General features: G+C 60.6%; 13 protein-coding genes. 12 read left to right on the forward strand and 1 reads right to left on the reverse strand.

The annotated features are described in order from the left end of the window. Positions 1 to 71 precede the first annotated feature (71 nt). From tsaE to B4968_RS03905, 9 genes are all read left to right on the forward strand, one after another. A complete protein-coding gene (gene tsaE / locus B4968_RS03865; protein ID WP_083096769.1) occupies positions 72 to 629 on the forward strand; it encodes a tRNA (adenosine(37)-N6)-threonylcarbamoyltransferase complex ATPase subunit type 1 TsaE in 558 nt (185 codons plus the stop codon). Next, positions 616 to 1,614 carry an aminoglycoside phosphotransferase family protein gene (locus B4968_RS03870; protein ID WP_083096772.1) on the forward strand — a complete coding sequence of 333 codons (999 nt, stop codon included), beginning with the start codon at positions 616 to 618 and terminating at the stop codon, positions 1,612 to 1,614. The genes tsaE and B4968_RS03870 overlap by 14 nt, the downstream gene beginning before the upstream one ends. Next, positions 1,611 to 2,306 (forward strand): nucleotidyltransferase family protein, encoded by a 696-nt coding sequence (locus tag B4968_RS03875; RefSeq protein WP_241525534.1) that lies wholly within the window; start codon positions 1,611 to 1,613, stop codon positions 2,304 to 2,306. Before B4968_RS03870 ends, B4968_RS03875 begins: the two co-directional genes overlap by 4 nt. After that, positions 2,293 to 5,250 carry a double-strand break repair protein AddB gene (gene addB / locus B4968_RS03880; RefSeq protein ID WP_173907528.1) on the forward strand — a complete coding sequence of 986 codons (2,958 nt, stop codon included), beginning with the start codon at positions 2,293 to 2,295 and terminating at the stop codon, positions 5,248 to 5,250. Before B4968_RS03875 ends, addB begins: the two co-directional genes overlap by 14 nt. Continuing rightward, the gene (gene addA / locus B4968_RS03885) at positions 5,247 to 8,630 is read left to right on the forward strand and encodes a double-strand break repair helicase AddA (protein ID WP_083096777.1); all 3,384 of its coding nucleotides are present in this window, start codon (positions 5,247 to 5,249) and stop codon (positions 8,628 to 8,630) included. Before addB ends, addA begins: the two co-directional genes overlap by 4 nt. A 62-nt stretch (positions 8,631 to 8,692) precedes the next feature. Then, positions 8,693 to 9,013: a thioredoxin gene (gene trxA, locus B4968_RS03890; RefSeq protein WP_083096780.1), complete on the forward strand. Its 321-nt coding sequence runs from the start codon at positions 8,693 to 8,695 to the stop codon at positions 9,011 to 9,013. Positions 9,014 to 9,082: 69 nt separating this feature from the next. Next, complete coding sequence (locus B4968_RS03895) at positions 9,083 to 9,301, forward strand: DUF6500 family protein (RefSeq protein WP_083096783.1); 219 nt, start codon at positions 9,083 to 9,085, stop codon at positions 9,299 to 9,301. Between the two features lie 108 nt (positions 9,302 to 9,409). Beyond that, on the forward strand, positions 9,410 to 9,757 hold the full coding sequence (locus B4968_RS03900) for a Lin0512 family protein (RefSeq protein ID WP_083096786.1): 348 nt from the start codon (positions 9,410 to 9,412) through the stop codon (positions 9,755 to 9,757). A 26-nt stretch (positions 9,758 to 9,783) separates the two neighbouring features. Next, positions 9,784 to 10,149, forward strand: a complete 366-nt coding sequence (locus tag B4968_RS03905) for a Lin0512 family protein (RefSeq protein WP_083096895.1) — start codon at positions 9,784 to 9,786, stop codon at positions 10,147 to 10,149. Positions 10,150 to 10,245: 96 nt separating this feature from the next. Here B4968_RS03905 and B4968_RS03910 read toward each other — a convergent pair whose 3' ends face one another. Beyond that, a complete protein-coding gene (locus B4968_RS03910) occupies positions 10,246 to 10,437 on the reverse strand; it encodes a DUF1127 domain-containing protein (protein ID WP_083096788.1) in 192 nt (63 codons plus the stop codon). A gap of 339 nt (positions 10,438 to 10,776) precedes the next feature. On the opposite strand from B4968_RS03910, the gene hslV reads away from it, so the two are divergent. From hslV to hslU, 3 genes are read left to right on the forward strand one after another with little or no spacing between them, the layout of a single operon-like run. Beyond that, positions 10,777 to 11,355: an ATP-dependent protease subunit HslV gene (hslV, locus tag B4968_RS03915; RefSeq protein WP_083096791.1), complete on the forward strand. Its 579-nt coding sequence runs from the start codon at positions 10,777 to 10,779 to the stop codon at positions 11,353 to 11,355. 1 nt (position 11,356) lies between these two features. Beyond that, a complete protein-coding gene (locus B4968_RS03920) occupies positions 11,357 to 12,427 on the forward strand; it encodes a hypothetical protein (protein WP_083096793.1) in 1,071 nt (356 codons plus the stop codon). Between the two features lie 12 nt (positions 12,428 to 12,439). Continuing rightward, positions 12,440 to 13,750, forward strand: a complete 1,311-nt coding sequence (gene hslU, locus B4968_RS03925; RefSeq protein ID WP_083096796.1) for an ATP-dependent protease ATPase subunit HslU — start codon at positions 12,440 to 12,442, stop codon at positions 13,748 to 13,750. Positions 13,751 to 14,033 lie beyond the last annotated feature (283 nt).

Here is a 14,033-nt window from a genome sequence, read left to right on the forward strand (position 1 = left end):
GGCGCAATCAACAGCCAGTGATTGCGCCCTTCGCGCTTGCAGCGGCTGCCTGCCAAAGGCATTGTGCAGCCATGAGCAAAAGCCCCTCTCCAGACCATTCTGACCTCCGAAATTCGCATGGAGCAACGAGTCCGTTTTCCTGCTGGCTTTCCTCTCCCGAGGAGACCACCCGGCTGGCGCAGCAGATTGCCGCGCGATTGCAGCCCGGGGACTGCCTGCTGCTTGAGGGACCGATTGGCGCCGGCAAGACCCATTTTGCCCGCAGTCTGATCCAGTCCCTGATGACCAGTCCCGAAGACGTCCCCTCGCCGACCTTCACCCTTGTGCAGACCTATGATGTTGCCGGCACAGAGCTGTGGCATGCCGACCTCTACCGGCTCTCATCTTTGGAAGAAATCGAAGAGCTGGGCCTCACCGAGGCCTTTGACGACGCGATCTGCCTGATAGAATGGCCCGACAGGTTGGCCGAGCTGACCCCTTCCCACGCGCTGCACATTGCCCTGGCGCTGGAGTCTGATCTGGACGCAGACCATGAGGACCGCCGCCACCTGACCCTGACCTGGAGCGACGCCAAATGGCAAAACCGCCTGCGAGGCATTATCCGTGAGGCATCCAATGAGCAGTCGTGACAGCCAAATCACCGCGTTTTTGCAGCAAACCGGCCGGGGCGACTGGAGTAGCGCTGTCCTGGCCGGGGATGCCTCGGCGCGCCGCTACGAGCGCCTGACCAGCCCGGATGGCCGCTCCCTGGTGCTGATGGATGCGCCGCCTGACACCGGCGAGGATATTCGCCCCTTTGTCCGTATCGCCAATATCCTGCGCGCCCAGGGTGTCAGCGCCCCTGCGATCATTGCGGAAGATGCGGCAAACGGGTTTTTGCTGACCGAGGATCTTGGCAACGCGCAGTTCTATGACGTCATCGCCGCCGACCCCCGTCAGGAACAGGCTCTGTACGCGCTGGCCACCGATCTTTTGGTCCACCTGCATCAGGCCCCAACACCCGAGCTAGAGCCGCTTGGCCCCCGTGCCATGGCCGAGCTGTCATCGCTGGTGATTGCCCGCTATTGCGGCGCGATTCACGGCGCTCCAGATCCGGACATGCAACAGCGGTTTGAAAACCAGTTCGAGGATATCCTGCGCCAGACAGTCCGCGGCGATATGGTCTTTGTGCACCGGGATTTTCACGTGCAAAACCTGATGTGGCTGCCCGAGCGCGACGGGTTGGCCCGTGTCGGCGTGATTGATTTTCAGGACGCCCGCATTGGCCACCCCGCCTATGATCTGGTCTCGCTGCTGCAGGACGCGCGCCGCGATGTCCCCGCCGCAATCGAGATGCAGATGATCGAGCGCTATATTGCGGCGACTGGCGTCGACGCCTCCGGTTTTCGCAGCGCCTATGCGGTGATCGGTTTGCAGCGCACCCTGCGCATCCTTGGCGTCTTTGCCCGCCTGTCGCTGGATTATGGCAAATCTCAGTACCTGGATCTGATGCCACGGGTCTGGCGACATGTGATCAACGGGCTGGAGCATCCTGCGGTCGCGCCTCTGGCCGACTGGCTGCTGGCGGAACTGCCTGCCCCAACCGCCGACACCCTCGCAAAGCTGCGCCGATGAACAGCCCCGCCCCCCACAGTGCGATGTTGTTCGCCGCCGGCTTTGGCACCCGGATGAAGGCGCTGACGCGCAGCTGTCCCAAACCGATGATCCCGGTTGCAGGCAGGCCGCTGATTGATCACACGCTGGATTTGGCGCAGGCGATCCAGCCGCAGGTGATCGTCGCCAATCTGCACTACTTGCCCGAGATCCTCGAGGCACATCTGGCGCCAAAATCCGTACAGCTCAGTCATGAATCCCCAGAAGTGCTGAATACCGGTGGCGGGCTGCGTCACGCCTTGCCGCTGCTGGGCCGCGCTCCGGTTTATACCGCCAATACAGATGTGATCTGGAAGGGTATCAATCCTTTCCAGCTGGCCCGCGACAATTGGGATCCCGCCAGAATGGACGCGCTCCTGGTCTGTATTCCCAGTGCGCGCTGCCATGGTCGCATGGGTGCCGGGGATTTCTCGTGCGCAGCGGACGGGCGGCTCAGCCGGGGGGGGGATCTGGTTTATGGCGGCGTGCAGATCCTCAAGACAGACAGCCTGCATCGCATCAGCGACCAGGCGTTTTCGCTGAACCTGTTGTGGAACCAGATGGCCCGAAGCCAGCGTCTTTTTGCGGTGGAATACCCCGGTCACTGGTGCGATGTGGGTCACCCCGAAGGAATTGCCATCGCCGAGGATCTGATTGCCAATGACCTTGTTTGAACCTTCTGAAACCGCCCGCATTTTTGCTGTTCCCAATGGTGTCGACTTCCCCCGCGCGCTGGTCCGGGGGCTGGTGCAGCGTGGCAAATCCCTGCCGCCCGAGGGCCTCGCTCGGGTCGAGATCATCCTGAATACCTCGCGCATGATGCGCCGCTGCCGCAGCCTGTTTGAGGCCGGCCCGGCGCTGATTTTGCCGCGAATGCGTCTGCTCACGGATCTAGCCCGCGAAGCCAGTCTGCAGGGTCTCCCGCCTGCCTTGCCACCGCTGCGCCGCCGGCTAGAGCTGTCACAGCTGATCGCCAAACTGCTGGATGCGCAGCCCGATCTCGCGGCGCGCTCCTCGCTTTATGATCTTTCCGACAGCCTTGCGGCGCTGATCGACGAGATGCAGGGTGAAGGCGTCAGCACCGATGTGATCCGCAATCTTGATATCACGGATATGTCCGGCCACTGGGCCCGGGCGCAGTCCTTTATCGGCTTCGCGGATGAGTTTGTTGAAACCCACGATGGCGCCATGGATGCCGAGGCGCGGCAACGTCAGGTGGTTTTGAACCTCATTGAAACCTGGCAGGAAAATCCGCCGCAACATCCCATCATTCTGGCTGGTTCGACCGGCTCACGCGGCACCACCCTGATGCTGATGCAGGCCATTGCCCGCCTGCCGCAGGGGGCCGTGGTGCTGCCGGGCTATGATTTTGAACAACCGGCAGAGGTCTGGACCCATCTCAAGGACGCGCTGACGGCAGAAGACCACCCGCAATACCGCTTTGCCAAGCTGGTCGCTGATCTCGACATGACCCCGGATATGGTTCAGCGCTGGAGTGCGGATCAGCCCGCATCAGAGCCGCGCAACCGGCTGGTGTCGCTGGCGCTGCGCCCGGCGCCCGTCACCCATGCCTGGATGAGCGAAGGGCCGGACCTCAAAGATCTCGACGCGGCCTGCGCCGACATCACTCTGGTAGAGGCTCCCAATCCGCGCTCTGAGGCGCTGGCGATTGCCCTGCGGCTGCGCCAGGCGGCAGAAGACGGCAAAACCGCCGCGCTGATCTCGCCGGATCGCATGCTGACCCGTCTGGTGTCAGCGGCGCTGGATCGCTGGGACATTCTGCCGGATGATTCCGCTGGCCTGCCGCTGCAACTGACCCCTCCGGGGCGGTTCCTGCGCCACGTGGCCGACCTTTTTTGCCGCCCGCTCACCGCCGATGCGCTGCTCACCCTGCTGAAACACCCTCTCACCCACGATGGCGCCAGTACTGAGGCCGCGCGCGGTGAGCACCTGCGTCACACCCGCGATTTTGAGCTGGACCTGCGCCGCAATGGCCCGCCCTTTCCCGAGGCGGCAAGCTTTGACGCCTTTGGCGACAAACGCGATCTGATACCGGGCTGGACGCAGTGGCTGACAGAGCACTACGCCGACCAGCAGGTCATGGGCACATTGCACCTTACTGACTGGGTCGCGTTGTTGCGCAGCCGTGCCGAATCAATTGCTGCTGGCAGCCAGGTTTCCGCACCTGGGGAAAGCGGCACCCTTTGGGACAAGAAGGCCGGACAGGCCGCGCTTGAGGTCATAGGAAACCTCGAAGCCGAGGCCCCTTACGGCGGCGAGATGTCGGCACGCGACTTTGCCGATCTGCTCGCCGCGATCCTGTCACAGGGTGAAGTGCGCGACCGCGACACCCCCTATGGGTCGATCATGATCTGGGGCACACTTGAGGCCCGGGTGCAAGGCGCCGATCTGGTCATTCTTGGTGGCCTGAATGAGGGCAGCTGGCCCGAGGCCGCCAAACCCGATCCCTGGCTCAACCGCCAGCTGCGCCATCAGGCGGGGCTTTTGCTGCCGGAACGCCGCATTGGCCTGTCAGCGCATGATTTTCAGCAGGCCATTGCCGCCCCTGAGGTCTGGCTGACCCGCGCTGCGCGCTCGGACGAAGCCGACACGGTGGCGTCGCGCTGGCTCAACCGGATGACAAACCTGCTGTCCGGGCTGCCAGATCAGGGTGGCAGGGCCGCCTTGGACGCGATGACAGCACGCGGGCAAGAGTGGCTTGGCTGGGTCGAAGCACTGGAACAGCCCGCGCCTTTGCCCCCGGCACAGCGCCCGTCGCCGCGCCCACCTGTGGCCACGCGGCCGCGCCGTCTCACCATCACCGAAATCCCGCGCCTGATCCGCGACCCCTATGCGATTTACGCCAAACATGTGTTACGGCTACGGCCCCTAAACCCCCTGGTGCAGGAACCCGACGCCCTGCTGCGGGGCACCGTGGTGCATGAAATATTTGAACATTTCATTCGCGATAGCCTTCAGGATCCCAGCCGTCTGAGCCGCGACACTCTGGTGGCGACCGCACGCAGCCTGCTGGAACGCGATGTGCCCTGGCCGGTGGCGCGCCTGCTTTGGCTGTCGCGTATTGAACGCCTGGCCGGGGATTTCATCCTCGCCGAGCAACAGCGCCAACTGCGGGCTAAACCCCTGAAACTAGAGGCACAGGGCGAGGCCCGGCTGGAGCCGCCGGATTTCACCATTGCCTGCCGCGCCGACCGCATTGATCAGGACGACCGCGGCTTTTTGCATCTCTATGACTATAAAACCGGCGCGCCGCCCTCGGAAGCCCAGCAAAAGAAATTTGAAAAGCAGCTGCTGATCGAGGCGGCAATGGCCGAGGAAGGCGCGTTCAAGGAGATCGGCCCCGCCGAGGTGGCCAGCGCCGCCTTTATCGGGTTGGGCAGCACATTAAAAGAAGTCGCCGCGCCCCTGCAGGACCAGCCCCCCGCCAAGATCTGGGAAGAGCTGAAACAGCTGATTGGGGCCTATTTTGAGCCTGAGCAGGGCTATTCCAGCCGCCGCATGGTACACCGGGACGACATCGCAGGCGACTACGATCATCTGGCCCGTTTTGGTGAATGGGACCGCAGTGCGACGCCAAAGCCCGAGGATCTGACATGAGACCTGCTGCCAGAAAACTCCGCGATGCCGCATCAGAAGCGCAGTTTCGCGCCGCCCGCCCCGATGCCTCTACCTGGCTGGCGGCCAATGCCGGCTCGGGCAAGACCAAGGTGCTGACCGACCGGGTGGCGCGACTGCTGCTGAAAGGCGTGCAGCCACAGCATATCCTCTGCCTGACCTATACCAAAGCCGCCGCCAGCGAGATGCAGAACCGGTTGTTCAAGCGGTTGGGCGAATGGGCAATGCTGCGCGACGCACCACTTACGACTGCGCTGATGGAGCTGGGTGCCGATGATGTGATCTCGGATGAGGGTCTGTCACAGGCCCGCACCCTGTTTGCCCGCGCCATTGAGACCCCAGGTGGTCTGAAAATCCAGACCATTCACTCGTTCTGCTCCTCCTTGCTGCGCCGCTTTCCGCTGGAGGCCGGCGTCAGTCCGCAGTTCTCCGAGATGGAGGACCGCGCCGCCGCCCTGCTGCGCGCCGAAATAGTCGAGGACATGGCCAAGGGCGATCTGGCGCATCTGGTGGAACCACTGGCCCGCCATGTTGGTGGCAGCGATTTTGAAGATCTGACAGCCGCCCTGTGCCAGCGCCGCGCCGAGTTTGACACGCCACTGGACTGGCCCGCGATGCTGGCGCGGTTTGATCTGCCCGAAGGCTTTGATCGCTCCGCACTCGAAGACCTCGTGTTTTTTGGCGGTGAAGAAGAGCTGCTGTCTCGTAGCCGTGCCATGCTGGCCTCGGGTGGCCCCAATGACCAAAAGGCGGCGATTAAACTGGCGGGAATTGCCCAGCCGGGGCTGAACGATCTTCCGGTACTCGAAAGCGTCTTTTTAACCGGCGCCAGTGCCAAAGCGCCCTTTTCGGCCAAAACCGGCAGCTTTCCGACCAAGAAACTGCGAGAGGCCAATCACAGCCTGATGGATCAGCTAGAACCATTGATGCTGCGCGTTGAGGATGCCCGCGCCAAACGTCTGGCGCTGGTGGCGGCGCAAAAGTCGCTGGAGCTGCACCAGTTTGCCGCCGCCTTCCTGCCGAAATACGAGGCGCGCAAACGCCTGCGCGGCTGGCTCGACTTTGATGATCTGATCCTCAATGCCAGGCAATTGCTGAATGATCCCGCCGTTGCTGCCTGGGTGCTGTACCGTCTGGACGGTGGCATCGACCATATTCTGGTGGACGAGGCGCAGGACACCAGCCCGGTACAATGGGATGTGATCGAGAAACTGGCGCAGGAATTCACCGCCGGGATCGGTGCCCGCTCGGATGTGGAGCGCACCATCTTTGTGGTTGGTGACAAAAAGCAGTCGATCTATTCCTTTCAGGGTGCCGACCCCGATGCCTTTGACCGTATGCAGATTGAATTTGCTGACAGACTGTCCGAATCTGGCGCTGGTCCGCAGAACGCCGCGCTGGAATTCTCGTTTCGCTCGTCTGCGGCAATCCTGCGACTGGTGGATCTGGTGTTCAAGGACAGCCCCCGCGCCGGCTTTCACAGTGATGCGCTGCACCGCGCCTTTAAATCCGACCTGCCCGGCCGGGTGGATCTATGGCCCGTGGTCGACAAAACCGAGGACGACGGTGACAGCGACTGGACCGACCCGGTAGACCGGCCCGGCACCCGGCATCACACCGTCATCCTGGCCGAGCGCATTGCCCGCCCGATTAAAGAGATGATCGACAGCAAAACCACTCTGCCAATAGATGGACCCAAAGGCCCCGGTGGTGAGATGACTTTTCAGCGTCGGCCGGTGCATGCGGGTGATTTTCTCATTCTGGTACAGCGCCGTTCCGAGCTGTTTTCCGAAATCATCCGCGCCTGTAAAAATGCCGAACTGCCCATTGCCGGCGCGGATCGGCTAAAGGTTGGTGCCGAACTGGCAGTGAAAGACATCGCCGCCCTGCTGTCCTTTCTTGCCACGCCTGAGGATTCGCTGGCGCTGGCTGAGGCGCTGAAATCGCCACTGTTTGGCTGGTCCGAACAGATGTTGTTTGATCTCGCCAATCGCCGCAACAGCCCGCATCTCTGGCCCGCCCTGCGGGAGCGACGCGCTGACTTTGCCGACACCATGGCCATCCTGGATGATCTGCGCAGCCAGACAGATTTTCTGCGTCCCTTTGATCTGATTGAACGCATCCTGACCCGGCATAAGGGGCGGCAGAAACTGCTGGGCCGGCTGGGGGCCGAGGCCGAGGATGGCATCAACGCACTCTTGTCGCAGGCGCTGGCCTATGAGCGCTCTGATATCCCCAGTCTCAACGGGTTTCTGGTCTGGATGCAGACCGATGAGCTTGAGATCAAGCGCCAGATGGGCGCCTCGGGCGATATGATCCGGGTGATGTCGGTGCATGGCTCCAAGGGGCTGGAAGCGCCGATTGTGATTCTGCCCGATACGGCAAAACGCAACGCGCCAAGCGACGCTGAAATCATGGTCGCGGAGGGCACACCGCTGTGGAAACTGCCCAAGGATCAAATGCCCGAGCTGCTGTTCTCGGCCCGCGAGGCGGCACAGGAAAAACAGCATAACGAGCGGCTGCGCTTGCTTTATGTCGCCCTGACCCGCGCCGAGAAATGGCTGATTGTTGCCAGTGCCGGGACGCTGTCAAAAGACGGCGACAGCTGGTATCAGCGGGTTGAAGCCGCCATGCGTGAAGGCGGTGCCACAGCCTGTGATCTGCCCGGCGGCGAAGGGCTGCGCCTTGCCCATGGAGACTGGGACGGGCTGGAGTTTGTGCCCCATGTGGTTCACGCCCACGAAGCGCCTGTTTTACCTGAGGTTTTCACCAAAGTCGCGCCCAGCTATGTTGCAGCTGACCCCACAGTGAAACCCTCAGATCTTGGCGGTGCCAAGGCGCTGCCTGGTGAACAGGGGCTTGATGAGGAGGCAGCCAAGGCACGCGGCACCAGGCTGCATCTGTTGCTGGAACATCTGTCAGCTTATCCAGACGCGCGCTGGCCTGAGTTGGCACAACGGCTTTTGCCGCAGGCTGATGACCGTGAGGAGCTTTTGGCCGAGGCGACTGCCGTGCTGACAAGCCCCCAGCTTACGCATATTTTTGCCGCCGATGCCCTGGCCGAGGTCGCCGTGACGGCGGATCTGGGGGCGCAGCGCCTATATGGCATCATTGACCGGCTTTTGATCACACCGGATAAGGTTCTGGCGGTGGATTTCAAATCCAACGCACAGGTCCCGGACCAGCCCCGCAGCTGTCCCAAAGGCCTGCTGCGCCAGATGGCGGCCTATGCCCACGCGCTGGCGCAAATCTACCCGGATCGCAAGATTGAGACCGCCCTGCTTTGGACCCGCACCGCCAGCCTGATGGTTCTGCCGCACGATCTTGTGACAGATGCGCTCAAGGAGGTGCTGGAACCTTGACGATTCCTTAAGCCGTACCTAGGTTCCGACTCCAGTTGCCATAGATCTCAGGAGACATTTCAATGTCCACCGTAGCCGTCACCGACGAAACATTTGACGCCGAAGTCAAGAACTCCTCTGTCCCCGTTGTGGTGGATTTCTGGGCCGAATGGTGTGGTCCCTGCAAGCAGATCGGCCCCGCTCTGGAAGAGCTGTCAGCTGAATATGGCGAGGCTGTAAAGATCGTCAAAGTTGACGTCGACAGCAACCCAAATGCCGCCGCTGCCATGGGCGTGCGTGGCATTCCTGCGCTGTTTATCTTTAAGGATGGTCAGGTTGTATCCAACCGCGCTGGCGCCGCCCCCAAGGCCGCGCTGCAAAGCTGGATCAACGATTCTATCTGATCAAAGTGATCACTCGTTTCCAAAGGCGCTCTCTACGGAGGGCGCCTTTTTTTGTTGCAAGGAGATGTCATGACCCCGGAGTTTCGCCAAAAGGCCATTGCCATTTGCACGGGCAAAATCGCCAAGAAAGGCGAAGGCGTTGGCCTGTCGTTTTATGCCTTTTTCAAGAACAAGAACGATGACCCTGCCCTGCTGATGACGATCGCGACATGGTGGATCGAAACGCATGCGCTTGACCATTTTGAGAAGGCTGTGAAAATCCGCGATATGCTTGGCGCAGATCTGTAGATGCCACAGCCTCTCTGACGCGGCTGGCCTAAAGTCTCCTTTGATTCTGGCCCTTTCCTTTCCGCCCGCCTCAGCGAGGCTGCCTGCACAGACCAACAGGAGCAGGATATGGCTAAAACACGGGTATTGGTGGAATTCGGCATGGGCACCTCGCTCAGACGCGAAGACTATACCGAGGCGGCAAAACGAGCCATAAAAGACGCGCTCTGGCACAATTCGGTCAGTGTGGCAGAGCTGTTTGATTTCCCCAAAGACGCCATGATCATCGACGCCGAAGTGGGCGTCGCCCAGCCGGATCAGGTCGATATTGCAGCCCTGAAGGCGATTTTTCCCTATGGGCAACCAAATATCAAAGTGACCCAAGGCGGTTTGGATGTGGAAAAACCCCACGCAGCCGGGCGCACGGTGATCGCAAATGCCGCGGTGATCGTCTCGTTTGATATGGAGAGGGCATGATGGAGACTGCTGACATGGCCGCAACACTGGGCGAAAAGCGCATCATTCTGGAAATGGGCACCGGCAACGATCTCTATGGTCGCTACTACACCAAGGCGGCGCGCCGCGCGGTGCAGGATGCGCTGCATCACTCCTCGATCACCCTGTTTTCCAAACTGAACATTGACCACAGCCAGATGCGGGTTGAGGTCACCATCGCCGTGCAGGACCGGGAGCAGGTTGATTGCGTTCTGGTGGCGCAGGATCTGCCGCGCGGGCGGGCCACTGTCCGGGCGGTCAAAGGCGGCCTTAACATTGCGGATGAGACATCGGACAGCCTGCATGTCGTGGCCACAGCTGCGGTCGAGGCCTGGCTGCCGGATCAAGCCCCGGCCTACAAACTCAGCAGCTGAAAAAGATAAAACCGCCCCAGATTGGAGCGGTCATCTCATCTGGCACTTCTGTGCCCCGTCTGTTGTATCCAGTCTGTTGTGACCGGTCTGTAAAATTTACAGTTTGGCGATATCCGCATAGGAAATGCCAATGTCATCCAGCTGTGCTGCGCTCAGCTGTCTCAGAGCATTCTGGGTTTTGCGCGAGTCGTTCCACACAGCCAGGTTGGCTTTGAGGTTAAAGATGCCGTCTACCAGACGAAGAACGGATACAGCGCCCAGCGGCGCATGGAGGTTTGCGGTCGTCATTGCACGAGTCCTTTAATTCGGTCTGTTTTGTTTGGTGTGTTTGGCATGGTGTCTGCCTGTGACCTCCATGTAGGAGAGCTATCTGAGTCTCACAATTGCCCGTTTAACAGTCCCGAAATGCGCCCAATGCATAGCAAATGACCAAAGTGTTAACGCGCCGTCTGTTTTGGGCGCGCAGATCCGTGACCACAGAGCGTGGCAACCTGTGACCACAGCGCCCTGTTTGGCCCGGCTCTTGCAAAGAGTTTTACCAATATTCCAGGCACAGCCTCCGCTATGCGAACCTTGTACCGAGGCAAGGATGATTCCATATAGGAGGCAACAAATCTGGAGGCAAAGATGGCAGAGGATCAATTCCCCGGCTGGCACGGAACCACCATTATTGGTGTCAAAAAGGATGGCGAAGTGGTCATCGCCGGCGACGGACAAGTGTCATTGGGTCAAACCGTGATCAAAGGCTCTGCCCGCAAGGTGCGCCGCCTGTCGCCAGGTGGCTTTGACGTGGTGGCAGGGTTTGCCGGCTCCACCGCCGATGCCTTTACCCTGCTGGAACGGCTTGAGGTCAAACTGGAGGCCACGCCAGGGCAGTTGGCGCGCGCCAGTGTCGAGCTGGCCAAGGACTGGCGCACCGACAAATATCTGCAAAAGCTTGAGGCGATGCTGATTGTCACCGATGGCTCTGAGATGTTCGTAATCACCGGCGCCGGTGATGTGCTGGAGCCAGAGCATGACGTGGCCGCGATTGGCTCAGGTGGCAATTTTGCGCTCGCTGCAGCCCGTGCCATGATGGACAGTGACCGCACAGCCGAGGCCGTGGCCCAGGATGCCATGGCCATCGCTGCGGATATTTGTGTCTATACCAATGGCCGGCTGACGGTTGAAACCATCATGCCAGCCGATAACCCTGTCGAGAGCTGACGTGACCCAGATCGAACAGAATGACATCCGCGCCGCCGTCGGCTCTGGCCTGATCAGCGAAGCGCAGGCCGCCTCTCTGATGGCGCTGGCCCATAGCCGCCGCGGCGCCCGCGAGGATCTTGCCCTTGGCGATGAGCCTTTTGAGCTGTTCAAAGGCTTCAACGAGATTTTTATCGTCATCGGAATGCTCATTCTTGCCTCTGGCTGGGCGGCTGTCACGGCTGCCTACATTGCAGGCAGCCTAGGGGGCTACATCGAGAAAACCATTTGGACCGCAGCTCTGGGTGCTGTGGTCCTTTGGGGGTTGGCAGAGTATTTCATTCGCCGCCGCCGCATGACGGCCCCGGCCATAGCGCTCTCTGTGCTGTGGGCTGGCAATGTCGGCACCGGCATCACGGCCTATTTCTCGGAACCCTTCATGGTGGCGCAGAATGATTTCTCCAGCCTGCCGCTGCCGATGATGCTGACCACCCTCGCTGTGGGCCTGTTCTGGCTGCGGTTTCGGGTGCCCTTTGCCATGGCGCTGATCGCGCTGGGGGCCTTTGCCGTGGCCCTGATGATGACCGCGCAGCAGACAGGCAGCCCGGCTGAGATCAGCGATTTCTTCCTGCTGTCGGCCTCTGGTCCCTTTGCCTGGGTGACGCTGCTGGTCGGTCTGGGAGTCTTTGCCGTGGCGATGATGTTTGATCTCAGCGATCCACATCGGGTGACGCGGCGCTCGGCCCAGGGGTTCTGGTTGCATGTGGTGGCAGCACCTGCCCTGGTGAACACCGTTGCCCTCAGCCTGCTGGAAACGGGCACCTCAAATGCGCAAATCGCACTGATGGCGGTCTTGCTGGGCTTTGCTCTGGTGGCCATTGTGATTGACCGGCGGTCCTTTTTGATTGCTGCCATCGGCTATAGCGTCACCCTTGCCAGTACCGTGTTTGATGGCGAAGGTGCCGCGATGACTATTCTTGTGCTGGGCTTTTTCCTGGTGATCCTCGGCGCCTTCTGGGCCCGGATCCGGGCGGCTCTGCTCTCTCCTCTTGCTGGTGTGCTGCCGCTGCACCGGCTTCCCCCTTCTCACTGAAACGGACCTTGCATGACTGACTTGACCCCCCGTGAAATCGTCTCTGAACTGGACCGCTTTATCATTGGCCAGAACGATGCCAAACGCGCTGTTTCGGTGGCCCTGCGCAATCGCTGGCGCCGCAAGCAACTGTCGGATGATCTGCGTGATGAGGTCTATCCAAAGAACATTCTGATGATCGGCCCCACCGGCGTTGGCAAAACCGAAATCTCTCGCCGGCTGGCAAAACTGGCCAGGGCGCCCTTTATCAAGGTCGAGGCCACCAAATTCACCGAAGTCGGCTATGTCGGGCGCGACGTGGAACAGATCATCCGCGATCTGGTGGACACCGCCATCGTCCAGACCCGGGACTTTATGCGCAACGACGTCAACGCCAAGGCAAAAAAGGCGGCTGAAGATCGCGTCATCACGGCCCTTGCCGGCGAGGACGCCCGGGGAACCACCCGCGAGATTTTCCGCAAGAAGCTGAAAGCGGGTGAGCTGGACAACGCTCTGATCGAGCTGGATGTGGCCGACACCTCCAACCCGATGGACAAGATGTTCGACATGCCCGGCCAGCAGGGCGGCAATATGGGCATGCTCAATATCGGGGATCTGCTTGGCAAGGCCATGGGCGGCCGCACCGTTCGTAAGAAAATGACCGTATCCGAAAGCTATGATGTGCTGGTCAGTGATGAGGCCGACAAATTGCTGGATGACGAAATTGTCACCCGCAACGCCATCGAATCCGTCGAGCAAAGCGGCATTGTCTTTCTGGATGAAATCGACAAGGTCTGCGCCCGTTCGGATGCCCGCGGCGGCGATGTCAGCCGCGAGGGCGTCCAGCGCGATCTGTTACCCCTGATCGAAGGCACCACGGTCAGCACCAAATATGGATCCGTAAAAACCGACCATATCCTGTTCATTGCCTCCGGTGCCTTTCACATTGCCAAACCTTCGGACCTGCTGCCAGACCTGCAGGGTCGCCTGCCGATCCGGGTCAATCTGCGCGCCCTCAGCGAAAAGGATTTTGTCCGCATTCTGACTGAAACCGACAACGCGCTGACGCTGCAATATACCGCTCTGATGAGCACAGAAGATGTCAACGTGACCTTTACCACGGACGGTATCGCCGCTCTGGCCAAAATCGCAGCCGAGGTAAACCATTCGGTGGAAAACATTGGGGCGCGTCGACTGTATACAGTGATCGAACGGGTGTTTGAGGAGCTTTCCTTTACCGCCCCGGATCGCGGCGGCGAGAAAATCTCCATCGATGCGGCTTATGTCGGCAAACATCTGGGTGAGCTGGCAAGCAAGAGCGATCTGAGCCGCTATGTGCTCTGACCGGCCCCTTGGACGCTAATAGACACTGAGGACAAACCTCCAGTTTCCAACTGGCCGCGAGCAGAGTACCTTGCGGTCAGACCAAACAGGAAGTGTCACAGGAAGTGTCCATGTCAGTTACGCGTATTTTGACCGGTGTTTGCCTTCTTTTGCTACTGGGGTGTACGGATCGCAGCTTGTCGCCGGTCACCCCAGAAGCCTTGGAAATTGGCCCGTAAAAGCCCATTTTTGCCGCCACCAACCGATCCCGCCATGAGGATGGGACATTTGGGCCGCAACGCAC

This window comes from Pseudophaeobacter leonis (assembly GCF_002087335.1).
Taxonomy (GTDB): domain Bacteria; phylum Pseudomonadota; class Alphaproteobacteria; order Rhodobacterales; family Rhodobacteraceae; genus Pseudophaeobacter; species Pseudophaeobacter leonis.